This is a genomic window from Thermaerobacillus caldiproteolyticus, assembly GCF_013761245.1.
Lineage (GTDB): Bacteria > Bacillota > Bacilli > Bacillales > Anoxybacillaceae > Thermaerobacillus > Thermaerobacillus caldiproteolyticus.
On the sequence record NZ_JACDUT010000001.1, the window covers coordinates 544,165 to 570,208 of the forward strand.

Genomic DNA, 26,044 nt, shown 5'->3' on the forward strand with positions numbered 1-26,044 from the left:
AATACACTCCTCCTAGTAGCTTTCGTTTGCTTGTTGAGTGGCAAACGATTTGATCTCCGACAAATGGTTGCCACGCCAATACTTCACAATCCGTATTCCTGCTAATATAGCATGCCCGACTCGAAAATGAATCATACATACAAATTTTGTTTCAGAAACAGTTTGTTGAAAACAAGGAGTGATCATAAGAACAGGCATCGTTTTTAATTTCATATATTTGCTGAAAAGAGCAACAATACTGTATTTCAGCGACCATCCTAATCCAGCTGCCATTCCTGTATAAGCAGCATCCCCTGTTCCAATTTTACTTTGCCACTCAAACTTCGTGATTGAAACACGTGCAAAAAACTTTTTTACAATTTCATTCAAACGGACAACATGCCGCGCGAAGTTTTTTGTTTTTTCGAAAGTATCAATGATATCTTTCAGAGTATATTTGCTTCGTTTCGATGGACTTTCGGAAAGATTTTTTACCGTTTCTTTATGAGTAATGATAATGCTAGGCGATTGCTTGTCTACCTTAATAACCGGAACGTGAATTGTATAGCGAATAAGACCAAATAATGTTTTTATCGTAATCCGACATTCATCATCGTCTTGCGCATGTTGAAAAAAAATCGTAACCGATAATTTCATAATAGAAAGTAATAAAAATAATAAAAGCAATAAGAAAAGAACGACAATGATGATGCAAGCTATTTTCAACATTAGCACTCCCTTCATCATACCATTGTCACCACATGCACAAAAAAATAAACCTGTCATACAGACAGGTTTATTCGTGAACAACAATTGTATCGGCGATTTGGTCGTGAAGGCCTTTCTTTTTTTCGGAAAAGGCTACAAATAAAAAGCCAATAAATAAAATGGTTTTGGAAATAAACTTTCCGACTACCTCACGAAATAGCACCGTCGACCATGTTAAAGATTGGTGATTGATGTCAATGACTTTTAAGCCAAATACCATTTTTCCTAATGTTTGTTGAAAGTATTTTGTCATTAACACAAAATATGCATAAAACACCACTGTTGTCGTAATCGTAATCGGAGCAAACATGCTTGTTTGATCAACGGACAGATCGAAAAAGCGAAAGAGCGGATACACAATTAAGCGATTGATACTCCCCACAACAAGCAAATCAAATAAATAGGCCCAAAATCGCATCCAAAATCCAGCATAACGATTGGTCACCGTCGTGGGAGGAAGGACCTCTTCTGTCGCAGCTGTATATACATTTTCTCCCATCACACATGTTCACTTCCTTTACTCTGCATATAAATACATTAAACGAGGCGAAGTTGGTTTGGAAAATACATTTTTTAATTGAGTAATTTCTTGACTCGCTGTCGATAACCGCTGCATGCTCATCTGGAATAAAGAACTAAACGGAAGCTCATTCGTGTACGTAACGACTTGAGCTCCTTCCAAATGATGATCTTTTTTCATTGCAGCAATCGTGTCATCTAAATATCCAAACTCATCAATCAGTTTTAATTGTTTTGCTTGACGCCCGTCATAAATACGTCCATCAGCAATTTTGCGAACTTCGCTTTCTGGAATATGTCTTCCTTCCGAAATTACTTTCACAAATCCATCATACGAATTGCGAATGAGTGATTGTAAAATGTTCCGTTCTTCTTCTGTCATTTTCCGGGAAGGACTCATGATGTCCTTATAAGGACCGCTTTTTACCGTTACAAACTCCACTCCGTACTTTTTAGCAAGCCCTTCATAATTAATATTTTGCATAATAACTCCCAATGAGCCTGTAATGGTTTCGGGACTTGCAAAAATTTTATCGGCCATCGTTGATATATAATACCCTCCTGAGGCCGCCATCGCGCCCATGGATACGTAAATCGGTTTTTTTGTTTCTTTCTTTAATTTTACAAATTGGTCATGAATTTCAGCGCTTTCTACCACACCGCCACCCGGCGAGTTTACACGCAATACAATTGCTTTAACCGTATCATCATTTTTGGCTTGCTCGATCATTTTCAAAAATGCGCGATGGTCGTAGCTGGCAGCCGTGAATAAAGATTCTGTATCTTCGCCTTCTTGAATGACACCGTTCACCTCAAGTACAACAATTTTTTTCAATTCATCCCCATCCTCAAGTACTTCCTCACTAAAATCTTGATCGGCCAGGGAGAGCCACTCTTCTGACCACTTCCCTACATCTCCAGCAATCATTGATGTGACGACATGAACTAATGCTGAAATAATAAATAATGCCGCCGCAATGGCTAACGCAATCCAGCGTTTTCGATTCATCATTCTTCCTCCTAAAACAACACGATTTATTTTAGATTTATTCCAATAATGGTACAATATATGTATGATTCATTTATTTTACCATAATTATGAGTTCACTAAAACTATGATAAATGGAGGTTTCCAACATGCCAGAGCGCCGCAATCACCTTTATTTTTTTTATAAGCACGATGAACAACTCATAGAACAAGTCAAACCGCTTATGGAATTAGCCCAACAATCCGGGTTTGTCGTAGTTGGCGATTACCGCAATGCCAATATCATTGTCAGCATTGGCGACGATGGTTCGTTTCTTCAAGCTGTAAGACAAACGGGATTTCGAAATGATTGCCTATACGCGGGCATTTCTACGCTTCCATCACACGCACGCGGCTTTTATTGCGACTTTCATATTGACGATGTCAACCATATGGTTCAATCGATGAAAAACGAACAAATTGAAGTAAGAAGATATCCGATCATTCAAGCGACCATCGATGATACGGCTTCGTTTTTTTGCTTAAATGAGTGCTCGATTCGCTCTGGAATTATTAAAACGTTTGTAATGGATGTATTTATTGACGATCTTCATTTCGAAACATTTCGTGGGGACGGAATGATTGTAGCGACTCCAACAGGAAGCACAGCTTATAATAAATCCGTTAACGGGGCGGTAGTAGATCCTCTTCTTCCTTGCATTCAAGTGAGTGAATTGGCTTCGTTGAATAACAATCGCTATCGGACATTAGGGTCTTCGTTCATTTTAAGCGGGGAACGAAAATTGACCTTAAAAATCTCTCCGGAAGGAAATCATTATCCGATTATCGGAATGGACAACGAAGCCCTCAGTATTCAACATATCGAAAAAATTGATATTGTCTTAAGCGATCGCGTGATTAAGACGGTAAGATTAAAAGATAACTCGTTCTGGGAAAAAGTAAAGCGGACGTTTTTATAAGAAAGAGGAAGCCGCACTATTTCACCATACTATCTCCCTGAAACCGACTCTAGATGCTTCCTGCTTCGAGGGAGAAGGGGATTGAGGACAAGAAACAAAACGACAGAGGAAGGCTATTTTCCAGACGGCGTTGCCAGCCGGACAAGACCACGAAAAAGGGCTGTCCCTCCAAAACAAAGGGAAAGCCCTTTTTAAATACTATACGACTGCATATGATAAAACGTTTATAGGACAGCTCTCTTTTATATGCTTATTTCTGTTGGGCAAGACGCATTTCTCGTTCGCGCAATTCGACGCGTCGAATTTTTCCAGATGTCGTTTTTGGTAATTCATCAACAAATTCGATTTTGCGTGGATATTTATACGGAGCAGTGAGTTGTTTGACATGCTCTTGTAACGCTGGGATGAGCGCTGGATCATTCGTGTCAACCCCTTCGCGAAGCACGATGAACGCTTTTACGACATGACCGCGCACTTCATCCGGGCTTGCCACAACAGCACATTCTTTGACGGCCGGATGTTTGACGAGCGCATCTTCGACCTCAAACGGTCCAATCGTATAGCCAGAACTGATGATGATATCATCACCACGCCCTTCAAACCAAAAATATCCATCTTCATCTTTTTTCGCTTTATCTCCTGTAATGTAGTAGTTCCCACGAAATTGCATCGCTGTCCGTTCAGGGTCTTTATAGTAATATTTAAACAAGGACGGTGTTTCGATATGGACGGCAATATCTCCTACTTCTCCCTCCTTGCAAGGTTCACCGTTTTCGTTGATGATTTCAACATGATTGCCAGGAGTCGGTTTCCCCATCGAACCCGGTTTGATTTTCATCCCTTTCATAACGCCAACAAGCAAGGTATTTTCTGTTTGCCCATATCCGTCTCGCACTTGAATATTGAAATATTTTTCAAATGTATCAATGACTTCTCGGTTCAATGGTTCCCCCGCAGATACGGCACTATGTAAATGCGGCAATTGATAGTTTCTGAGCGTTGTCACTTTAGCCATTAAGCGGTATTCCGTCGGCGTACAACAAAGAACATTCACTTCATATTTACTTAAAAGCTGAAAATATTTTTCCGGATCAAAACGGCCATGGTAGACCAATCCTGTTGCTCCTGAACCGAGCGTTGATAAAAATGGACTCCAAATCCATTTTTGCCATCCCGGACCCGCAGTTGCCCATACAAGGTTATTTTCTTCAATGCAAAGCCAATTTTTTGCTGCTGTACGTAAATGAGCATACGCCCATCCATGCGTATGAACGACTCCTTTTGGATTTCCCGTCGTTCCTGATGTGTACGATAAAAATGCCATATCGTCGCGAGAAGTATCAGCAGCAACGAGTTCGGCGCTTTCACGTTCAATTGCTTTTGTTAAGTTAAGCCATCCATCTACCTCTCGCTGTCCAATAAGCCATTTGACGATGTGATGAATATTTTCAATCGGGTTAAACTGCTCAATATATTGCTCATACGCAATGATCGCTTTTACTTCTCCATGCGAAATACGATACTGTAAATCTTTTGTTCTTAACATCTCCGAGCTTGGAATGACGACGAGGCCCGCTTTTAAAGCGGCTAAATATACTTCATACGCTTCAATTAAGCGCGGCACCATAATGAGTACCTTATCCCCTTTTTGCAAACCACAGGAAAGTAAAGCGTTTCCAATTTTATTCGCATTTCTCATAAGCTCGGCATATGTAATTTCCCTCGTTTCCCCCTGTTCGTTCTCCCACTTTAGCGCAATTTTGTTTGGAGTACCTTGTGCGTATTTTTCAATTTCAGAAGTTAAATTATAGCGTTCAGGAGCGATTAAATCTTCCCGTTTCATATTTCCCCATCCCCTTGCATCAAGTTTTCTTTAATCAATTATACGAAATTATCTTAATATTTTGTATATTTTTTTAAAATAATAAAGGCGGGATTACCCCGCCCTGTAGCCATAATATTCAATTAAAATTGAGAACCGCCTAATTGTTGTTGCGCGATAGCAACAAGACGTTTTGTGATTTCTCCACCAACAGAACCGTTTGCGCGTGAAGTAGTTTCAGCACCTAATTTTACGCCGAATTCTTGGGCGATTTCGTATTTCAATTGCTCAAGAGCTTGTTGTGCTCCAGGAACTAGCAATTGATTAGAGTTGTTATTGCGTGCCATGTGTCTTCACCTCCTTGTACCTATAGAGTGTGTGAAAACACATGGAATCATGCATTGATCATTTTGGTAAATTTTGAGATTTAGAATAGTTGCTCGAATTCATCCACCGTGGCAAATTGTTCATCAATCACTAATGTTTCCGTATTAGCAATCGCTTCCTCTACTAATGGAGTTAAATCGATAAAACTTTCATAATGAATCACTTTTTCTTTCTTCGGCTTCGTTTTTGGAGCACTCGGTGTAAAAATGGTACAGCAATCTTCGTATGGAAGAATCGAAATATCATGAGTGTCAATATCTTTCGCGATTTTAATAATTTCTGTTTTGTCCATCGAAACAAGCGGGCGAAGAATCGGTGTTGTTGTTACATCGTTAATGACCGTCATGCTTTCCAGCGTTTGACTGGCAACTTGTCCAAGGCTTTCTCCTGTCACAATGGCAAGTCCATTATATTTTTGACGCAATGCATCCGTAATTTTTAACATCATTCTTCGAGATGAGATTAACGAGTACCCATCCGGCACTTGCTTATGAATCTCTTGCTGGATGTCTGTAAACGGAACAATATGGAGTTTGATTTTTCCACCGAACTTCGTTAGTTTTTTCACTAAATCAATCACCTTTTGTTTAGCGCGTTCGCTCGTAAACGGTGGACTGAAAAAGTGCACTGCTTCAATTTTCAAGCCGCGTTTCATCGCTAAATATCCCGCTACAGGGCTGTCGATTCCTCCGGACAGCATGAGCATTGCCTTTCCGCTCGTTCCAACCGGAAGCCCGCCCGCTCCTGGAATATCGCGGCACGTTACGTATGTTCCATCTTTTCGCACTTCGACCCGAACATTAATATCTGGCTCATGCACATTTACCGTTAAACTGTCTGTATTTCGTAAAATGTAACTGCCAATTTCATAATTGAGTTCATTGCTGCTAAACGGAAATTGCTTATCTGCCCGCTTGGCACTCACTTTAAACGTTTTTCCTTTATGCGGCAATTGCTCTACAGCCGCCAATGCCGTTGCCTTGATTTGTTCAAGGTCATTTTCGCATTTCATCGCCAAGCTAAACGAATGAATTCCAAATACCGTTTTTAACTGTTCAATAATATCTTCATGCGGTTCCCCATTCAGTAAAATATACATCCGGTCACGCATCGACTCAATCTTTATATTGGGGAATCGCTTTAATTTTCTTTTAATATTTCGTTTTAGATGAACAACGAAATGATTACGGTTTCGTCCTTTTGTGGTCATTTCTCCATAACGAATTAAAATGCGATCATACTTCATCTCTCTTACCTCGTTACCTCTTGTAATTTTTGAATGGCCTCTTTCATAGCCCGAATGGCAATTGGAATTTCTTCCAATGTATTTTCAAATGATAAACTAACGCGGACGGCGCTTTCGGCTCGTTTTTGGTCCGCCCCCATCGCCAATAGCGTTTTGCTTGGTGCTTTCTTTTTCGACGAACAAGCAGAAGTTGTCGAAACAAAAATGTCTTGTTTAGCCAGTTCATGAACAAACACTTCAGATTTTAAACCATTTAATGAAAAATTAATAATATGCGGTGCAGAGTGCTCGAGGGGCGTATTTACCTGAATATCTGGGATTGCTTGCAGCTCCCGAATCCATGTTTTCTTGACATCCCATAAATAAGCAATACGCTCCCTATATTTTTCTAAAGACATCCGTAACGCTTTTGCCATTGCCACAATCGCCGCTACGTTTTCTGTGCCGGAACGTCGTTGCATTTCTTGACCTCCTCCTGCTAAAAGCGGAGAAAGCCGAACACCGTCACGAACATATAAAATGCCTGCTCCACGCAAACCATGAAACTTATGAGCGGACATCGTACATAAGTCAATATGCGCTTTATGAAACTGGAGCGGAACTTTCCCTATACCTTGGACATGATCGACGTGAAAAAGGATTTTCGGATATTGTGTTAACAATTGACCAATTTCCTCAATCGGTTGAATCGAGCCAATTTCGTTATTTACATGCATAATCGAAACGAGAATCGTATCATCACGAATTGTTTTCACTAATTCATCGATGTTCACCCGTCCTGTCTTATCGACGGACAAGTAGCTTACATCAAACCCTAGCTCTTCTAATTGGCGACACGGTTCCGTTATCGATGGATGCTCAATCGCCGTTGTAATAATATGATTACCGCGATGGCGATACGTAAGTGCAACCCCTTTAATCGCAAAATTGTTCGCTTCCGTTCCCCCGGAAGTAAAAATGATTTCACTCGGTTTTACTCCTAACGATTTCGCTATTTGTTCCCTTGATTGCGTCAACAACTGTTCCGCTTTCATTCCTAGTTCATGGAGAGAAGACGGATTGCCAAAGTATTTCGTTGCAACCGTCACAAACGAGTCAACTACTTCCGGAAACGGTTTTGTCGTTGCGCTATTATCTAAATAAATCATGACCTACAGCCTCCGATTGTCCATGCTCACATAAACAGGTAGTCCGTTTTTTATAATATAAAATAAAATCGCTTTATCGCAACAAAAACATACCATTTACATTATTCACGAAAAAACCGATAAATATCTATCTGGATAGATATTTATCGGTTGCCTTTTTCACTTAGCTGTTTCGACTCGTCCTTTTCCAACAATTGTTGAATTCGTTGCAGCGCACCTGGTTCAACTTTTTCGACAGTCGCTACCGCTTGTTCTAGCGCTAGCTCGTAATCGTAGTTACGGAATGATAACTCAGCTTCCTCAAGCCCTTCCTTGACTGACGAATAGCGACGACGATAACGGTTTCCATATTGGATGACCTTCTCGACTAGCTCCGCTTGTTCAATCATTTCGGTCGTTCGCTCATACACCCGTTGCACAAAAACAGCAGCCTCATCTAATGCTTGATTTACGGCTTCCATATTTAATGGCTTTTCATCAAGGCGAAGCGTGACACGCATCAGCAAATTTTTCGCTTCATCTAGCTGTAATTTGTATGCTTCCGGCAATCCCGGCAACCGGCTTTTTTTCACTAAACGAATGGCTTCAGATAGCTTCTTTTTCATATCACTTAATTTTTCGCGCGCAATTAATTCATCTTTTCGCAACGTTTGCAGCATGTCGCGAAATTGCTCATGCTCTTCTTTCATCATTTTTATTTGTGCCACTAATTGTTCAAGCTCTTCTTTTAAAATCGAATGGGCTGTTTGTTCTTCGATCATGCGAGCTTGAATGAGCGAAAAGCGTTTTACTAATTGATGAATTTGTTTTTCAATGCTGCGATATTTTTCGAGGTCTTGAGCAGACAAGCGATAGCTTTGTTGCACAAATAAAGTCTCTTCACTCGTTTCTTTCGCTTCTTCACTCAACTGATATAGCTGTTCCCTAATTTTTCCAACTTCTTCCTTGACATATTGATGGGCGATGACTTCCTTTTCTAATAAGTCGTATAATGTGTCAATCTCTTCTTTGATCTCTCCAATGGCTTGTTTCGCTTCCTCCACGCGGAGATCGTGAATCATTTCGATGTACTGTTGTAGTTTTTCTTGCTTTTCTGCGACTTCTTGCTCGATCTGGAGATGATCAAGAATATACCCTGATTCATTCATTTCCTTATAACCATCTAAAAGCTCTGCAAGTTGAGCAGGAATCGTCGTTTGACATTCGTTAAATAGCTCAGGAATGTCATGAAGCATTTGTGAGAACACGCTTAGTTCTTGCTTTAAGGATAGAACAACTTCTCTCGCTGCTAAATAATTCCCGGAATTCGTTAAATCTTCAAATCGTTGAAACTCGCTATGAATCTCGTCAAGTTTTTCGTTTAATTTTGCTTCTGCATCTCCAAATGTATGGCGATAGGCTAGCAATGTCTTTTTCGCGTTTCGATATATTTGTTTGAGCTCTTCGATTTCGGTACGATTTTGCTCCTCGCTTCCAACCAATTCCTCTAGTTCGTGAAGAATCGTTTGAATATCTTCTTCGATTTTGCGAAGCGTATGCTCGATCTCTCTTAGCAACGCCTTTGCCTTTTGATAACGGTATTTATCAAGGAGTTCTTCTGTATCAAATAATTTTTCTTCCACCATCGGAAGTTGTGTAGCGACAATTTCATCCCATTGGTGGCGCCAGCGCTCAAATAACTGTTCGGTTTCTCCTGTCATATTGAGCCGTTTGACTTTGGAGAGCTCGTCGGTAATCGGCCGATTCATGATGACAATTTTCCACGCTTCAAGTCGGTCAATTTCTTGATACAATCTCTTCCGATAAATGTAATTATATATCATTACTCCACACATAAGGAGTAGAATCATTACTGCGATTTCCATAAGTAGCCCCCTTGCACCCGAGTTAGTCAAAGAAATAAAATGACAGTTTATCGAGAAGGCAAAAACATCTTGATAATGTTTTTTCAATGTTTTTATGATACCATGTTAACGACATTTTTTGAGCAAAATTTTTAATTTTTTTTACAGAAATCCTCATTTTTTTCATCGTACGCCGAAGAAAGGAGTGATTGCTTTGCGAGACGGACATGTTCATACGCCGTTTTGTCCGCATGGAAGCACTGATTCGTTCGAACAGTATATTGAACGTGCAATTCATTTAGGGTATAAGGAAATTTCGTTCACCGAGCACGCCCCGCTACCTCTGACTTTTTCTGATCCGACCCCACACCAAGATAGCGCAATGAAGCTTGAACATATGGATAAATATATATCGACACTCCGTGAGCTAAAAAAGCAATATAAAGCGGATATTACCATCCATATCGGGTTAGAAGTTGATTTTATTGTCGGATACGAAGAAGAGACGGCGCGATTTCTTGAGGAAGTCGGCCCTGAATTAGATGATAGCATTTTATCTGTTCATTTTCTTTCATGCGGTAAGCAATTTTTTTGTTTAGATTATAGCCCCAACATGTTTGCAGCAATGGTTGACGCATTTGGCTCCATCACAAAAGTGTACGAAGCGTATTACGAAACCGTGTTACAGTCGATTCGCGCCGACCTCGGTCGATATAAACCGAAACGCATCGGCCATATGACACTCGTTCGTAAGTTTCAAAAGCAATTTCCTTGTGCTAAGGAAATGACCAACCATATTTTACACATTCTTGATGAAATCGAAAAGCGAGGTTATGAGCTAGACTATAACGGTGCCGGTGTCCACAAACCTCTTTGCTTACAACCTTATCCTCCAGATTGGGTCATTTATGAAGCAATGAAGCGCAACATACGTATCGTTTACGGATCAGATGCACATTGTGCGAACGATTTACATCAAGGAATCGAGGTAATGGTGAAAGAAGTACTTTTTATTTGACAATCCATTGCCACTCCTCATACAATAAGCGCATATGTAAACAGGGAGGCGATACTTTTGTTTCACGTTACTGCCTATAACGGAACAAAGGAAGAAAATTACGAATTAGTGATTAAACAGCTAAAATCGTTAATCGAAGGAGAACCGAATGCGATTGCCAACTTAGCAAACGCTTCTGCCCTATTAAATCAATTTTTAGAAAAAGTTAATTGGGTCGGCTTTTATTTAACAGAAGGAGATGAGCTCGTACTAGGTCCATTTCAAGGACTGCCGGCTTGTGTACGAATTCCGTTCGGTAAGGGTGTGTGTGGAACCGCAGCCAAAAACAAAAAAACAGAGCGCGTTGCTGACGTTCATCTTTTCCCTGGGCATATTGCATGCGATGCCGCATCCCAATCTGAAATTGTTGTACCAATGATTAAAAACGGCGAAGTGATTGGAGTACTAGATATTGACAGCCCTATGAAAAATCGTTTTGATGAAGTGGACCAATATTATTTAGAAAAATTCGTCGAAACACTTGTCGCCTCATTATAATTATAATAATGAGACAGAGACGTGAAGAAAGGAATCCAAGCGAAACGGATTCCTTTTTATGCTTTATATTGATGATGATAGTCTTTTACAAACACACAATTTTTTCCCGTTCTTTTCGCCATATATAGCGCCTCATCCGCACGTTTAAACAATTCACTGGCTTCCTCTAGCCGATTTTTTTTCCAATACGAAACGCCACAGGAAATCGTTACAGGAGGACTCGTTTCTTGTCTCACTTTTGCCGCGAGACGATTCGCAATTGAAATTCCTGTGGTCAGCCCTACTTTTGGCAAATAAATCGCCAGCTCTTCGCCGCCCCAACGAGCGCCGATGTCGCTGTCGCGAACATTTTCTTTAATGATGTTGGCTACTTGAACGATTACAGCATCACCTGTTTGATGTCCATATGTATCATTAATCTCTTTAAAATTGTCGATGTCAATTAAAATGAACGTACCGAACGCATCTCGGTGCATCGATTTTTTTATTTGCTCGTCTAAATAATGACGCGAATATAACTTTGTCAAATAATCTGTAATGACGAGTCTCTCTAATTCCTCGCGCAGCATCGCATTTGTAAACGCAAGAGTAGAGTGATGAATTAATGACTGCAATAATTTAAACATTTCAAATGTAAAATGGTAAGGCTGGCGATGCAAAACGACAGCAAAACCTTTTAGCTCTCCGTGCTGCACCATCGGAACAGCCATTAACGACCGAAATGCTGGAATGGATGGAGATGTATGAATTTTGGCATCTCCCAAAAATACCATATCCCGTTCTGTTTGGATTCGCTTCGCAACGAATTCAATATACTTTTTCGATTGGCGGGATTGAAAGAACGGTGTGCTTCCGGGCAACAGTTTCTTTTTCGCACCTTGAAAGAGGAAAAAGCCGACTTCTTCAGCACAAAATGATTGTTTAATTTGCTGTACCATAAATTGCAACGCATCTTGCAGGCGCAAATTCGCATTGAGACGGTGCATTGTTTCGTTGATGAGCTGCAAATCAGCGACGAGCCTACGCGATTGTTCGTATAGTTGGGCATTTTCTAGTGCGCTTCCCGCTGTATTTGCCAATAAAGAAATAAAATTCACTTCACTTTTTGGAAACTCCATAATATAGGGAGCAATAATTTCAAGCACACCATAAACGCCTTGTGCTCCTTTAATGGGTGCATACAAAATCGAACGACGGAGTTGAATGGAGTCCTTTAACTGAATTTTTCCCGTCAGAAATGCTTGCATTGCTGCCATATTCTCATCGTTTTCTTCAAAAGCGAGCGGCTTGATTGGCAAATGCTCGTGATATTGGTTGTCATGTGACAAAAATAAATAATATGTAAATGACGGATACACTTGCTTCAATGTATAAATAATTTCTTCTAACACATCGTCGATTTTCATTGATGAGTGAATTTTTGCAGTAAAATGATGGAGCCGCTCATATCGTTTTTCTTCACTAAGACCTCGTGAAATCTTTCTCATTTTGCTGAATAGCTGTGAAAAATCCTTCTCTATTTTTTCAAGAAACGATTCGCTAAAATATTGATGCTTCTCATACACCAATTGCAAAATTCCAATAAACTCTTCAGGAAGATAGAGGAGCATTCGCGCGGTTGTGTACGGTCCATCTTCATCAATGTACAGTGGTTGTTTCGTCTCGTCCATCATTGATACGAGATAATCTGGTGGAACGTGATGAAAATGTCCTTCTTCATTCGTCGTCACTTCGGGATAAAGTAGCTTCTTCAACGGATCAAACAGAAAAAAGGTTGCTTCCTTAATCATGAGTTCTTGCTTTAACAAAAAAAGCAGTCCCATCATGACTTTTGAGAAATCATCGTAATCATCATACGCTAAGAACCAATCGAAAAACTTTTTCTTAAAGGATATATATACCTTTTCCTCCTGTGTCTTCATGGCCCGCTTCACCCACACCTATATTTCTTATATATGGAAAGATAAATAAAAATTTTTCAAAAAATTACATCTTTTATTATATCATATTATTTTGAAGCAGTGTAAATAAATATTGACTTTAGTCTATAAAAATCATATAATAGCCTTTGTGTAAAATATAGCAGCCTTAGTGATCACCTTTATGGACTCATTTTGTTCCTCTTTTTAAGAGGTGTATCGTGTAACTCTTAGCTGCTAGAGCGAGGATACATGAAAACAAAATGGCCATAATTGTTGATGCACGTCTGCTTTTATTTTACCTGAAATAAAAGCAAAAGGAGGAGCATTGAATGGCTCGTTATACAGGTCCAATGTGGAAACTTTCTCGCCGCCTTGGGATCTCTTTAAGCGGCACAGGTAAAGAGTTACAAAAACGCCCTTACCCACCAGGTCAGCATGGTCCAGGTCAACGCAAAAAACTTTCTGAGTACGGTTTACAATTACAAGAAAAACAAAAACTTCGTCATATGTACGGTGTGAACGAACGTCAATTCCGTAACACGTTCGAGGCAGCTGGCAAAATGCCTGGTAAACACGGGGAAAACTTCTTAATTCTTCTTGAATCTCGCTTAGATAACCTTGTTTACCGTTTAGGCTTTGCGCGCACTCGCCGTCAAGCTCGTCAGCTTGTTAACCATGGTCACATTTTAGTCGATGGAAACCGCGTAGATATTCCATCTTATCGCGTAAAACCTGGTCAAACGATTTCTGTTCGCGAAAAATCTCGCAACCTTCAAGTAATTAAAGAAGCGCTTGAAGCAAACAATTTCGTACCTGACTATTTAACGCTTGATGCTGACAAATTGGAAGGCACGTATACTCGTTTACCTGAACGTTCCGAGTTACCAGCTGAAATTAACGAGGCATTAATCGTTGAGTTCTACTCTCGTTAATGCCTATCATCCCTCTGGACATTATTCCAGAGGGATTGTTTTTTTCATAGGAAAGCACAGGCTCTCTATTAAGTGCAACGGGCAAGTGCTTTTCTCCTGCCGAGGAGACTGAGAAGCAAAATATCCATTTTGATATAATCAAAAAGGGCTCCTTAAAAAAGAGCCCCATTATTTATAGCGAATTAAATAATATTTTTTCTTTCCGCGACGAATCACAGTAAATCGTCCTTCAATACGGTCTTCCTTCGTTAACACTTTATTTACATCCTGCACTCGCTCACCGTTGACATAAATCGCCCCATTTGTGACATCCTCACGCGCTTGGCGTTTGGACGGAACAATCTTGCTTGCCACAAGCAACTCTACTAAGGCGACTTCTTCACCTTCATATTCAAAAGAAGGAACATCTTTAAAGCCTTGCTCGATCTCATCGGCAGTTAACGTAGAAATGCTGCCGCTAAAGAGCGCCTCAGAAATTTTGATTGCTTGCTTCAACGCTTCTTCGCCATGAACGAGTTTCGTCATTTCTTCCGCCAAGGCTTTTTGTGCCGCTCTTTTTTCCGGCGCTTCTTGCAATTCTTTTTCAAGCTGTTCGATCTCTTCTTTTGATAGGAATGTAAAATATTTTAAGTATTTAATGACATCACGGTCATCGGTATTAATCCAAAATTGATAAAACTCATACGGAGATGTTTTTTCTTTATCGAGCCAAACCGCTCCGCCTTCTGTTTTCCCAAATTTCGTTCCATCCGCTTTTGTAACAAGCGGAACTGTGAGTCCAAACGCTTTCGCCTCTTCTTCAGTTTTTCGAATAAGCTCCAATCCCGCCGTAATATTCCCCCACTGATCGCTGCCACCGATTTGCAACCGGCAGTTTTCGTTTTGATACAGCTTTAGAAAATCAAGGGATTGCAAAATCATATAGCTGAACTCAGTGAAGGAAATCCCCGTTTCAATGCGCGATTGAACGGATTCTTTTGCCAGCATGTAGTTAATACCAAAATGTTTGCCGACATCGCGCAAAAACGAAATAACATCAAGAGAGCCGATCCAGTCATAATTGTTGGCAATTTTCGCCGGATTGTCCGCCGCCTCAAAATCTAAAAAGCGAGACAATTGTTCTTTAATTCTTTCACTCCACTGCACGACGACTTCTTTCGCATTCAGCGTGCGCTCGCTTTTTTTACCGCTCGGGTCACCAATGAGCCCTGTCGCTCCTCCAACAAGTGCAATAGGCTGATGACCCGCTAATTGGAATCTTCGTAACGTCAAGATCGGCAACAAATGGCCGATATGCAGGCTATCGGCTGTTGGATCAAATCCGGAATATAACGTTACTTTTTCCTCTGATAATAATTTGCGAAGCCCTTCTTCATCAGTCACTTGGTTAATAAGGCCACGCCACTGTAAATCTTGCAATAAATCCATCTCTTTCACCTCTTTTTGCAAAAATAAAAAACCCGCCCCTAATAAAACGAAGGGACGAGTTAACATCGCGGTACCACCCTACTTAGAAAGCATAACGCTTTCTCACTTCATTCCGATAACGGCATTCACCGTCTTTTGCTACTTGGACGCTCCGTTCGCAAAAGATGCTCGAGGAGGTAATTCATGCTTATCTTTGTGCTAGTTCGCACCAACCACTAGCTCTCTGAAAACAGGGAGATAAACACTACTCAATCCTGTCATCGCTTTGATGATATGTTTTTTGATATACATGTTTTTATCATAATCAAGAGGGATTGTCAAATCAACTCAGAAAAAATGACAAAAAACCATAATATTAGACATTGGATATGATATAATAAAACTACTTTTTAAGCACCGATATATTTTCATAATGTTCTGTCATTTTTATTTTTATTCTTATGGAGAGGATGCCTATGGAGCAAGAGAAACAAATGTTCTCCCTTCAAAAAACGCTGCGCTATTTACGCATTACGTATGAAATCGGTTGGAATCTTTTTCTTATCTTTATCATTTTACTTATTTGCGCTATTTGTTTTGCATTTGGTGTCGGTGCTGGGTATTTTGCTTCTTTAGTTAAAGATATGCCAATTCCTTCGTACAAAGAAATGAAACAAGATATTTATAACTATGAAGAAACGACCCATATTTATTTTGCCAATCGCGTCTATCTCGGGAGTTTTCGCACCGATTTAGAGAGGGAAGAAGTGCGTTTACAGGATGTCTCCCCTTACGTAATCAAAGCGATTATTGCCACAGAAGATGAGTATTTTTATGAACATCATGGAGTTGTACCAAAAGCGATAATCCGCGCTTTATTTCAGGAAGCCACCAATTCTTCTACACGCACAGGTGGAAGCACATTAACACAACAGCTTGTCAAAAATCAAATTTTAACGAATGAAGTATCATTTGAAAGAAAAGCGAAAGAAATCTTGATCGCCCTTCGTCTCGAAAAGTTTTTCCGTAAAGACGAAATTTTAGAAGCGTATTTAAACGTCGTTCCCTTTGGCAGAAACTCGTCCGGCCGCAACATTGCCGGCATCCAAGCAGCCGCGCAGGGCGTTTTTGGAGTTGATGCCAAAGATTTAAACCTTGCTCAAGCGGCATTTTTAGCTGGTCTTCCACAAAGTCCCTTTGGATATACACCATTCACAAGTGATGGAAAAGTCAAAGACGATCTTTCCCCTGCGTTAAACCGGATGAAAACCGTTTTGAACCGAATGAAACGGGCGGGATATATTTCTGACAAGCAATATGAAGAAGCTCTACAGTATAATGTTGCTGAACATTTTGCACCACCGAAGCCATCACCGTTCGAAAAATATCCATGGCTGACAATGGAAATTGAACAGCGCGCCAAAGAAATTTTAGCTGATGTTTTAGCAAAAAAAGACGGCTATGAGAAAAAACAATTACTCGAAAACACTTCGCTCTATCACAAATATCTCGCGAGAGCGGAAAAACAGCTTCGACAGAATGGGTATGAAATTTATACAACGATTGATAAGGATATTTACGATCACATGCAAGCTGTTGTCGCTAAATACCCGTATTTTGGTAATGATATCATCAAATATGTAAAAGATGAGAAAACAGGAAAAACCATTGCAAAAGCTGAGCCGGTTGAAGTCGGGGCAATGCTTATTGAAAATAAAACTGGACGAATCATTAGCTTTGTTGGCGGAAGGGATTATCACCGACAACAGTTAAATCACGCAACACAGGCATATCGCTCAAACGGTTCAACAATGAAACCGCTTTTAGTCTATGCTCCAGCTATGGAGATGGGAGTAATTCAACCAGGCTCTGTCATTCCTGACGTTGAGCTATATGTAAAAACGGCAAGCGGCACCTACAGTCCAAAAAACGCTGATCGGCAAACACATGGATTGGTATCTGCTCGGCGTGCTCTGCAATACTCATATAATATTCCAGCCGTGCGCACATATATGAAAATCATCAATCAACACCCGATAACATATTTAGAAAAAATGGGCTTTACAAGCTTAACAAAAACGGATGCAACGAACTTATCGATGGCGCTCGGCGCTTTAACCAAAGGAGTGACTGTGGAGGAAAACGTTAACGCATATGCAACATTCGGAAACTACGGAACGTTTGTCGATGCTTATTTAATTGAAAAAATTGTTTCAAAAGATGGACAAGTCGTCTATGAACATAAAAGCAATCCTGTCCCTGTCTTTTCTCCGCAAACATCGTACTTAACGATCGACATGATGCGGGATGTGATTCGCCAAGGAACAGCAGCAGCCCTCCCATATTACTTAAAGTTTCAAGCTGATTGGGCTGGAAAGACAGGAACCGGACAAGATAATAAAGATGCCTGGTTTGTCGCGACAAATCCGAATGTCACATTCGGTGTTTGGATGGGATATGATACGCCAGCACCGTTACAGCTCAAATATAAAGGGCTATCCTATAGCAAACGAAATTTATTGTTATGGGCACAACTGATGAACGCTGCTTATGACGTAAAGCCGGATTTAATCGCGCCGAAAAAACGGTTCAATATGCCGGGTGGAATTGTCCGACGCGCGTATTGTACAATTTCCGGACTTGTTCCGTCCGGCTTATGTGCCAAAGCAGGGTTAGTGAGCTATGACTTGTACAATACAAAATTCACACCGAAGAATGGAGAAACGTATTTAACAGAAGGGATTTTTGTTGAAGTAAACGGAAAACGGTATGCGGCACTCGACACCACCCCACGTGAATTTACAACTAGAGGGGTAATGTTGGATGAACGATTGTTAAGCCAGTTAGGAATCAGTCACGTACGCGATGTAACAAAGCTCCTTCCAAAATCAGGTCAATGGGCAACGACGCTGTTTGCTGGCCAACTACCTGAAAACGGAAAGAATCCAAGCCCGCTCACCATTCATCTAATAAATGGAGCTATCCGTTGGTCTTCCCACTACGAAAATGATGTCATTGGCTACCGCGTATATCGATCGGAACGGGAAGGGGCACCATTTCGCATTGTAGCAACGATTAAAGCTGGGCAACCATTATCGTTTCCCATCCGTTCCGCAAGCGGCGTATATTATGTGACAGCTGTTGATATTGCAGGAAAAGAATCATCGCGCTCCAACATCATTCAGCTATCTGAACCGAAGTCATCAACTTCGAATCCAAGCAAGCCGGAATCATCAAGTCCAACTAAGCCGTCTGAAGAAACAAATTCAGGCAACGCTCCCCCTCCTACAGAATCGTCACAATAATAGATACCCCCTCGATCAACTATCGAGGGGGTATCATTTTAGTCTTCCATTGTTGACAAATCTCCTGTCGGTAAATTCAATTCCCATGCTTTCAAGACACGGCGCATAATTTTTCCGCTGCGCGTTTTTGGAAGCTTATTACGAAACTCAATTTCGCGCGGCGCTGCGTGAGCGGCCAACCCTTTTTTCACAAATTCACGAATATCTTCAATCAATTCTTCAGAAGGCTCATATCCATCACGGAGCGAAATAAACGCTTTAATAATTTCACCACGAACCGGATCTGGTTTTCCAATGACTCCAGCTTCCGCTACGGCTGGATGTTCGACAAGCTTACTTTCGACTTCAAACGGGCCCACACGCTCACCAGATGTATTAATGACATCATCAACGCGTCCTTGGAACCAAAAATATCCATCTTCATCCATGTACGCGGAATCTCCGGAAACATACCAATCACCAATGAAATAGGATTCATATTTCTGTGGATTGTTCCAAATCTTCTTCATCATCGATGGCCAACCCTTTTTAATCGCCAAGTTCCCCATGCGATATGGCGGCAGCTCATTTCCTTGGTCGTCAATAATTGCTGCCTTCACCCCCGGAATCGGTTTTCCCATTGATCCCGGTTTAATTTCCATGCATGGATAGTTACAAATGAGATGCGCTCCTGTTTCAGTCATCCACCACGTATCGTGAATGCGACGCTGGAACACTTTCATTCCCCAACGGATGACTTCCGGGTTTAATGGCTCCCCGACGCTTAACACGTGACGAAGCGAGCTTAAATCAAATTTTTTCACCACTTCATCGCCTGCGCCCATCAACATACGAAATGCAGTTGGCGCGCTATACCAAACGGTAACACCATAGTCTTCAATCGTTTTATACCATGCTTCCGGACTAAAGCGTCCACCGACAACAACGTTAGATGCCCCGCAAAGCCATGGACCAAAAATACCGTACGAAGTTCCTGTTACCCATCCCGGATCAGCTGTACACCAATATACGTCATCCTCTTTTAAATCAAGCACCCATTTAGCTGTTTGATAATGTTGAATCATCGCGTTATGAACGTGCAAAACCCCTTTTGGTTTTCCCGTCGATCCTGATGTATAATGTAAGATGAGCCCATCTTGCCTGTCGACCCATTCAATATCAAAATGCTTGCTTGCTTCGTTCATTCGTTTCTTTAAGTCGATATACGGACCTTCCTCAACAATGTCATCACCGACTAACAGAACATATTTTAACGCAGGTAGATCATTCACCGGAACGCGCGGGAGAAGCTCTGGAGTCGTCACGATCACTTTTGCTTCGCTATCCTCTAGCCGATCGCGCACCGCTCCTTCCATAAAAGCTTCAAATAATGGCCCAGCAATGGCTCCAACTTTAATCGTTCCAAGCATAGCAAAATATAATTCTGGAGAGCGCGGCATAAAAATAAACACTCGGTCTCCTTTTTCGACATCAGCCACTTGCTTTAAGACGTTCGCGACTTTATTCGACCATTCTTTCATTTCTTTAAAGGTATATTTTTCTTCCCTTGACGCATCACGATAATAAAGAGCCACTTTATTTTTACGGAATGTTTCCGCATGGCGGTCAATCGCTTCGTACGCCATATTCACTCGACCGGTTTCCGACCATGAAAACTGCTTTTCTACTTCTGACCAGTCGAAGTTTTGGTAGGTTTCTTCATAGTTTTTTAAATTGTAATCCCCTTGTATGACTGGCAGTGTTTCAACTTTCATTCCCCAATTCCCCCTTATGTAAGTGGTTACATTCCCATTATAGTATACCTTATTTAAATTCTCAATTTTTTAAAAATTTTTATTCCCATTACTTGATAGAGAATTTTTTTGAAAACGCTTTATAAACTATATTTTCATGTATAATAAAAAGAAAACAAACACTCAGGTGGTGACTGAATGGAACATAAAAAAACATATAATGCAAAAGAATTAAAAACACCAAAAGGGACTTTAATTATCGAAGGACCTTTGCCTGCTAAAAATCTAGCGAGTTACGAATTCCATCATGATTTAACCGCCTTTCGTCAGCCACAACAGCAGCATAAAGCCTTGATTGAAATCGCCCAATTACCTGAAGGAAGAATTATTATCGCGCGTCATGATCAAACGATTGTTGGCTACGTTACATTTCTCTATCCAGATCCGCTTGAGCGTTGGTCAGAAGGAAAGATGGAAAATTTAATTGAATTGGGAGCAATTGAAGTGATTCCTGAGTTTCGCGGCTATGGAGTTGGCAAAAATCTTTTAATCGTCTCCATGATGGATGATGCGATGGAAGACTATATTATCATTACGACGGAATATTATTGGCATTGGGATTTAAAACGAACCGGATTAAATGTATGGGAATATCGCAAAGTAATGGAAAAGATGATGAATGCCGGCGGGCTCGTTTGGTACGCGACGGATGATCCAGAAATTTGCTCTCATCCTGCGAATTGCTTGATGGCTCGTATCGGTAAGCGGGTCGATCAAGCATCAATTCAAAAATTTGATCAGCTTCGTTTTATGAACCGATTTATGTATTAAGCAGTCGTCTAGACAACAAATGGGGAGGAGAATATATGATTGTTGAACAAATTATGAAAACGGATGTGATTACGCTTCATCCAAACCACCGAATTATCGACGCTATCCAATTAGTCAAACAGCACCATATTCGACATATTCCGATTGTCAATGATGAAAACCATGTCATTGGTATCATCACAGACCGCGATATTCGTGATGCCAGTCCATCCATTTTTCAAGCAAACGAATATATAGAAGACTTGCAAAAACCGATTAGCACGATTATGAAAACGGATGTGATCACCGGACACCCGCTTGACTTCGTCGAAGAAATCGCCGCTTTGTTTTATGAATATCGCATTAGCTGCTTACCGATTGTCAAAGACGAAAAGCTCGTCGGCATCATCACGGAAACGGACTTACTGCATACGTTCGTGCAACTCACTGGTGCTCATCAGCCCAGTTCGCAAATCGAAGTAAAAGTACCGAACCTAAGTGGCATGCTAAGTAAAGTAGCAGCCATTTTTAGTCAAAGAAATATCAATATTTCCAGTGTTCTTGTCTATCCGGACAAAGATGAGCATTATAAAATTCTTGTCTTCCGCGCGCAAACGATGAATCCAACCGGGATAATTGCCGATTTAAAAAACGCTGGCTATACGGTATTGTGGCCAAATTTACCGGGGGTTTCATCATGAAAAAAGACTGTGTGTTTGTATACTCAGACGATTTTCAAAACTATAAATTTCATGATGAGCATCCGTTTAATCAGCTTCGCGTCAAACTCACTTATGACTTGTTGAGAACGATGAACGCTTTAAGAGATGAACAAATTGTCGCTCCTAGAATGGCCACCGACGAAGAACTTGCACTCATCCATGATCGCGATTATATTGAAGCGGTAAAAGCAGCAGGGCAAGGACGTCTATCAGCAGACATTGCCTTAAACTATGGACTAGGAACAGAAGACACCCCAATTTTTCCAAACATGCACGAAGCAAGCGCACTGTTAGTCGGCAGTACATTAACAGCGGTCGATTATGTGTTATCTGGAAAAGCGAAACATGCATTAAGTTTAGGAGGCGGTCTTCATCACGGTTTTCGCGGCAAAGCCTCAGGCTTTTGCATCTACAACGACAGCGCTGTGGCGATTAAATATATACAGGAAAAATATCAACTTCGCGTATTATACGTGGACACCGATGCTCATCATGGGGACGGAGTGCAATGGTCCTTTTACGACGATCCGGATGTTTGTACGTTTTCGATTCATGAAACAGGTCGCTACTTATTTCCTGGAACAGGAAACGTCAATGAGCGCGGTCAAGGAAAAGGATACGGTTATTCGTTTAACATTCCTGTTGATGCGTTTACAGAAGATGAATCTTGGCTTGATGCCTATAGGCAAGCACTTCGAGAAATTGCTGATTTTTTTAAGCCGGACATCATTGTCACGCAAAATGGTGCAGATGCTCATTATTATGATCCGTTGACTCATTTATCGGTAACGATGAAAACATACAGAGAAATTCCGAAATTAGCTCATCAAATTGCCCACGAATATTGTGACGGTCGTTGGATTGCCGTCGGCGGAGGAGGATACGATATTTGGCGAGTCGTTCCGCGCGCTTGGGCACTTATCTGGCTCGAAATGACAGAACAATCAAATATTTCAGGTAATCTTCCGAAAGCATGGCTAGACAAATGGCAGGCACTCTCTCCTGTTCCGTTGCCACTTGAGTGGGATGACCCAGAGCATTTATATTCTCCGATCCCGCGCAAAACAGAAATTACGGAAAAAAATGCACAAACGGTAGAAAAAGCGCTATATCCGATTCGTAATCATCGTTCAAACATAAAACAAAGCCTATGAATTCACTCATAGGCTTTGTACACCTTTTCTCTTCACTTTGTAGACTCTCGATACTCAATGCGATGCGGCAAGACAACAATATGGTTTTCGACATTTTCTTTATTCATATATTTTGTTAAAAGACGCATCGCTACCGCACCGATGTCATACATTGGCTGTACGACCGTCGTTAAACGCGGACGCACCATCGTCGCGAGCCTTGTATTGTCAAAGCCAACGACTTCAAGTTGTTCCGGAATGCTTATACCATGGTCTTGTGCACTATGAATTACGCCAAGCGCCATCTCATCCGTTCCGGCAAATACCGCCGTCGGTCGTTCCGCTAATTCCGCCATTTTTTCGTATGCTTCAATGCCGGAATCATAGGAATAATCTCCTTCGATAATGAGAGCTTCATCATATGGCAATCCGCGCGTCTCTAATGCGCGGCGATAACCCGCCAATTTCTTTTGATTAATCGGATCATCTGCTGGTCCGGTTACATAAGCAATTCGCTTATTTCCTTTTTCCAGCAAGTACGTGACCGCGTCAAATGCAGCTTGTTCATAGTCGATATTAACGGATGGAATCGTATTATTCGGCTCAATCGTTGCCGCTAATACAATCGGAACAGGAGACTTTTGAAACTCATTCACATGCTCCTCGGTAATGTTTCCCCCCATAAATACGATGCCGTCGACCTGTTTTGCAAGCATCGTGTTCAGCAGATGAAGTTCCTTCTCTTTATTTTGGTCGGAGTTGCTTAAAATAATATTGTATTTATACATGGTAGCGACATCTTCAATCCCGCGCGCCAATTCCGCGAAAAAAATACTTGAAATGTCAGGAATAATCACACCGACCGTTGTCGTTTTTTTGCTTGCAAGTCCCCTTGCGACTGCATTTGGTCGATATCCCAAACGCTCAATTGCTTCTAACACCTTTTTTCTCGTTGATGGCTTTACATTTGGATTTCCATTTACAACACGCGATACTGTCGCCATTGATACGTTTGCCTCTCGCGCTACATCGTAAATCGTAACGTTCATTCGTTCCACTCCTTTTCTTCATGAATATCTATTCTTTCTCCCATAACCACTAATGTTGCCTATTTACGTAGAAATATCATACGATACATTATGGGGCAATCGCAACGGATTGACAAATATTTTGCAAATGTTTTCAATATCGACGATACGGAGGGGAGAAAAACACTGTTCTATTTCCCCTATTACCTATGTATATAATTTCCCATTCTATGCTTGATGATGACTATTGGGGGAGTGTTGTATCCGAAATTACCTTAATTGATGAGCTGAACGCAACAGCACTAGATGGTATTGAAGACTTTTCCCATTTAGAAAGTATTTTTTATTTCGACAAAGTTTCCGATGAAAAGATTCAATATGGAACAAAACATCCACAAAATAATCAACAATATCCGAAAGTAGGGATTTTTGCGCAACGAGGGAAAAATAGACCGAACAAACCAGGGGCAGCAAGCGTTGAGTTCATCAAACGTTACGGTAAGACATTGATTGTCAAAGGGGTGGACGACATCGACGGAACACCCGTCACTGATATTAAACCGGTCATGTGCAAGTTTCTTCCACTGACTGGCGTAAAACAACCGTTGTAGTCGGTAGACGTAATGAAAGATTATTGGAAATAATAGCTCGCCTCTTCAATTTTGAAGGGCGAGCCATCTTGATTTATGCATTGACCATTTGTCGCTGGAATGATTTTAGCTCTTCCATAAATTCGTTGAACTGATCAATATCCATTTGCTGCGCAGAGTCAGATAACGCCACCGCAGGGTCTGGATGAACTTCCGCCATGACACCGTCAGCTCCGATCGCTAATGCAGCTTTCGCGCAAGGAAGCAATAAATCACGTCGTCCTGTCGAATGCGTGACGTCAACAAATACAGGTAAATGTGTCTCTTTCTTTAAGATCGGCACAGCAGAAATATCAAGCGTATTTCTCGTTGCGCGTTCGTACGTGCGAATGCCCCGCTCACAAAGAATGATTTGACCGTTTCCTTGCGACATAATGTACTCAGCAGCATTAATGAACTCTTCGATCGTTGCTGCTAAGCCACGCTTTAATAGCACCGGCTTATTGACCTGGCCGGCTGCTTTCAGCAGTTCAAAGTTTTGCATATTCCGCGCGCCAATTTGGATGACATCAATATAATCTAATGCAACCTCAATATCGGCTGGAGTGACGATTTCGCTAATGACTGCTAAATCGTACTCGTCTGCGATTCGTTTTAAAATTTTTAGCCCTTCGACTCCTAGTCCTTGGAAGTCGTATGGCGATGTTCTCGGCTTGTATGCGCCGCCGCGCAACAGTTTTAATCCTTGCTTTTTGACGGCTTCCGCGACCGCAGCGACTTGCTCATAGCTTTCTACCGCGCACGGTCCCATAACAAAGTATTGGTTGCCGTCACCGATTTTTTCACCTTTGACCTCAACAATTGTATTTTCTGGTTTTTTCTTACGCGAAACAAGCAGTGCTTTTCGATGATCCTCTTGCTGCAATTCTAAACCAGCTTTAAAAATTTCTTTAAAAATATGCTTCAACGTTGCCGTTTCAAACGGCCCATCGTTATGTTCAAGGATTAAATCAAGCATTTTTCGCTCGCGGACTGGATCATAGCGATATGTCCCTTGCGTTTCCTTAATTTTTCCAATTTCCTGAACGAGTCTTCCCCGTTCATTAATCAGTTGCAAAATTTGAAGATTGAGCTCGTCTACTCTCGCACGCAACTCGTCTAATCTTTCGTTGCTCATGCCTTCTCATCCTTTCCTCGTTTGTAAAAATGTGATACATTTCTAGTAATTAGACATTATTATAATGGAA

Annotated in this window: 22 protein-coding genes and 1 other annotated feature; of the genes, 9 read left to right on the forward strand and 13 right to left on the reverse strand. The window is 41.1% G+C overall.

All coding sequences use genetic code 11. The features are described from left to right. Nucleotides 1-12 precede the first annotated feature (12 nt). The 3 genes from HNR31_RS02780 to sppA all read right to left on the reverse strand — a co-directional run bounded on the left by HNR31_RS02780 (nt 13) and on the right by sppA (nt 2,275). On the reverse strand, nt 13-708 hold the full coding sequence (locus tag HNR31_RS02780) for a DUF2953 domain-containing protein (protein WP_181554721.1): 696 nt from the start codon (nt 706-708) through the stop codon (nt 13-15). A 67-nt stretch (nt 709-775) separates the two neighbouring features. Next, nucleotides 776-1,246 carry an RDD family protein gene (locus tag HNR31_RS02785; protein WP_181554869.1) on the reverse strand — a complete coding sequence of 157 codons (471 nt, stop codon included), beginning with the start codon at nt 1,244-1,246 and terminating at the stop codon, nt 776-778. Nucleotides 1,247-1,264: 18 nt separating this feature from the next. Continuing rightward, nucleotides 1,265-2,275, reverse strand: coding sequence for a signal peptide peptidase SppA (sppA, locus tag HNR31_RS02790; RefSeq protein WP_181554722.1), 1,011 nt, complete (start codon nt 2,273-2,275; stop codon nt 1,265-1,267). A 128-nt stretch (nt 2,276-2,403) separates the two neighbouring features. Between sppA and HNR31_RS02795 the strand changes: the two genes are divergently transcribed. After that, on the forward strand, nt 2,404-3,213 hold the full coding sequence (locus tag HNR31_RS02795) for an NAD kinase (RefSeq protein ID WP_181554723.1): 810 nt from the start codon (nt 2,404-2,406) through the stop codon (nt 3,211-3,213). A gap of 250 nt (nt 3,214-3,463) precedes the next feature. Here HNR31_RS02795 and mbcS read toward each other — a convergent pair whose 3' ends face one another. The 5 genes from mbcS to ezrA form a co-directional block, all read right to left on the reverse strand. Further along, entirely contained in the window at nt 3,464-5,056 is a 1,593-nt protein-coding gene (gene mbcS, locus HNR31_RS02800) for an acyl-CoA synthetase MbcS (RefSeq protein ID WP_181554724.1), read from the reverse strand. 122 nt (nt 5,057-5,178) lie between these two features. Further along, nucleotides 5,179-5,382, reverse strand: coding sequence for an alpha/beta-type small acid-soluble spore protein (locus HNR31_RS02805; protein ID WP_181554725.1), 204 nt, complete (start codon nt 5,380-5,382; stop codon nt 5,179-5,181). 80 nt (nt 5,383-5,462) lie between these two features. Next, nucleotides 5,463-6,668, reverse strand: a complete 1,206-nt coding sequence (gene thiI / locus HNR31_RS02810) for a tRNA uracil 4-sulfurtransferase ThiI (RefSeq protein WP_181554726.1) — start codon at nt 6,666-6,668, stop codon at nt 5,463-5,465. Nucleotides 6,669-6,673: 5 nt separating this feature from the next. Beyond that, nucleotides 6,674-7,816, reverse strand: a complete 1,143-nt coding sequence (locus HNR31_RS02815) for a cysteine desulfurase family protein (RefSeq protein ID WP_181554727.1) — start codon at nt 7,814-7,816, stop codon at nt 6,674-6,676. A gap of 143 nt (nt 7,817-7,959) precedes the next feature. Beyond that, the gene (gene ezrA / locus HNR31_RS02820) at nt 7,960-9,681 is read right to left on the reverse strand and encodes a septation ring formation regulator EzrA (protein WP_181554728.1); all 1,722 of its coding nucleotides are present in this window, start codon (nt 9,679-9,681) and stop codon (nt 7,960-7,962) included. A gap of 193 nt (nt 9,682-9,874) precedes the next feature. Between ezrA and hisJ the strand changes: the two genes are divergently transcribed. Further along, nucleotides 9,875-10,678, forward strand: a complete 804-nt coding sequence (gene hisJ / locus HNR31_RS02825; protein WP_181554729.1) for a histidinol-phosphatase HisJ — start codon at nt 9,875-9,877, stop codon at nt 10,676-10,678. 57 nt (nt 10,679-10,735) lie between these two features. After that, complete coding sequence (locus HNR31_RS02830; RefSeq protein WP_181554730.1) at nt 10,736-11,215, forward strand: GAF domain-containing protein; 480 nt, start codon at nt 10,736-10,738, stop codon at nt 11,213-11,215. A gap of 56 nt (nt 11,216-11,271) precedes the next feature. Here HNR31_RS02830 and HNR31_RS02835 read toward each other — a convergent pair whose 3' ends face one another. After that, on the reverse strand, nt 11,272-13,137 hold the full coding sequence (locus HNR31_RS02835) for a diguanylate cyclase domain-containing protein (protein ID WP_181554731.1): 1,866 nt from the start codon (nt 13,135-13,137) through the stop codon (nt 11,272-11,274). 329 nt (nt 13,138-13,466) lie between these two features. On the opposite strand from HNR31_RS02835, the gene rpsD reads away from it, so the two are divergent. Beyond that, the gene (gene rpsD / locus HNR31_RS02840; protein ID WP_181554732.1) at nt 13,467-14,069 is read left to right on the forward strand and encodes a 30S ribosomal protein S4; all 603 of its coding nucleotides are present in this window, start codon (nt 13,467-13,469) and stop codon (nt 14,067-14,069) included. Nucleotides 14,070-14,237: 168 nt separating this feature from the next. Here rpsD and tyrS read toward each other — a convergent pair whose 3' ends face one another. Beyond that, nucleotides 14,238-15,497 carry a tyrosine--tRNA ligase gene (gene tyrS / locus HNR31_RS02845; protein ID WP_181554870.1) on the reverse strand — a complete coding sequence of 420 codons (1,260 nt, stop codon included), beginning with the start codon at nt 15,495-15,497 and terminating at the stop codon, nt 14,238-14,240. 47 nt (nt 15,498-15,544) lie between these two features. Further along, nucleotides 15,545-15,767, reverse strand: a binding site (T-box leader). A gap of 185 nt (nt 15,768-15,952) precedes the next feature. Here tyrS and HNR31_RS02850 point away from each other — a divergent pair. Next, the gene (locus tag HNR31_RS02850) at nt 15,953-18,781 is read left to right on the forward strand and encodes a transglycosylase domain-containing protein (RefSeq protein ID WP_181554733.1); all 2,829 of its coding nucleotides are present in this window, start codon (nt 15,953-15,955) and stop codon (nt 18,779-18,781) included. 38 nt (nt 18,782-18,819) lie between these two features. Here the strand turns inward: HNR31_RS02850 and acsA are convergent, their stop codons facing one another. Beyond that, the gene (gene acsA / locus HNR31_RS02855; RefSeq protein WP_181554734.1) at nt 18,820-20,535 is read right to left on the reverse strand and encodes an acetate--CoA ligase; all 1,716 of its coding nucleotides are present in this window, start codon (nt 20,533-20,535) and stop codon (nt 18,820-18,822) included. 177 nt (nt 20,536-20,712) lie between these two features. On the opposite strand from acsA, the gene HNR31_RS02860 reads away from it, so the two are divergent. From HNR31_RS02860 to HNR31_RS02870, 3 genes are read left to right on the forward strand one after another with little or no spacing between them, the layout of a single operon-like run. After that, nucleotides 20,713-21,345, forward strand: coding sequence for a GNAT family N-acetyltransferase (locus tag HNR31_RS02860; protein WP_181554735.1), 633 nt, complete (start codon nt 20,713-20,715; stop codon nt 21,343-21,345). Between the two features lie 35 nt (nt 21,346-21,380). Further along, complete coding sequence (locus tag HNR31_RS02865; protein WP_181554736.1) at nt 21,381-22,025, forward strand: acetoin utilization AcuB family protein; 645 nt, start codon at nt 21,381-21,383, stop codon at nt 22,023-22,025. After that, on the forward strand, nt 22,022-23,200 hold the full coding sequence (locus HNR31_RS02870; protein WP_181554737.1) for an acetoin utilization protein AcuC: 1,179 nt from the start codon (nt 22,022-22,024) through the stop codon (nt 23,198-23,200). Before HNR31_RS02865 ends, HNR31_RS02870 begins: the two co-directional genes overlap by 4 nt. Before the next feature lie 32 nt (nt 23,201-23,232). Here the strand turns inward: HNR31_RS02870 and ccpA are convergent, their stop codons facing one another. Then, on the reverse strand, nt 23,233-24,228 hold the full coding sequence (ccpA, locus tag HNR31_RS02875) for a catabolite control protein A (RefSeq protein ID WP_181554738.1): 996 nt from the start codon (nt 24,226-24,228) through the stop codon (nt 23,233-23,235). Between the two features lie 209 nt (nt 24,229-24,437). Here ccpA and HNR31_RS02880 point away from each other — a divergent pair, with 209 nt between their 5' ends. Continuing rightward, nucleotides 24,438-24,818, forward strand: coding sequence for a TrmO family methyltransferase domain-containing protein (locus HNR31_RS02880; protein ID WP_181554739.1), 381 nt, complete (start codon nt 24,438-24,440; stop codon nt 24,816-24,818). A gap of 73 nt (nt 24,819-24,891) precedes the next feature. Here the strand turns inward: HNR31_RS02880 and HNR31_RS02885 are convergent, their stop codons facing one another. Next, nucleotides 24,892-25,974, reverse strand: a complete 1,083-nt coding sequence (locus HNR31_RS02885) for a bifunctional 3-deoxy-7-phosphoheptulonate synthase/chorismate mutase (protein WP_181554740.1) — start codon at nt 25,972-25,974, stop codon at nt 24,892-24,894. Nucleotides 25,975-26,044 lie beyond the last annotated feature (70 nt).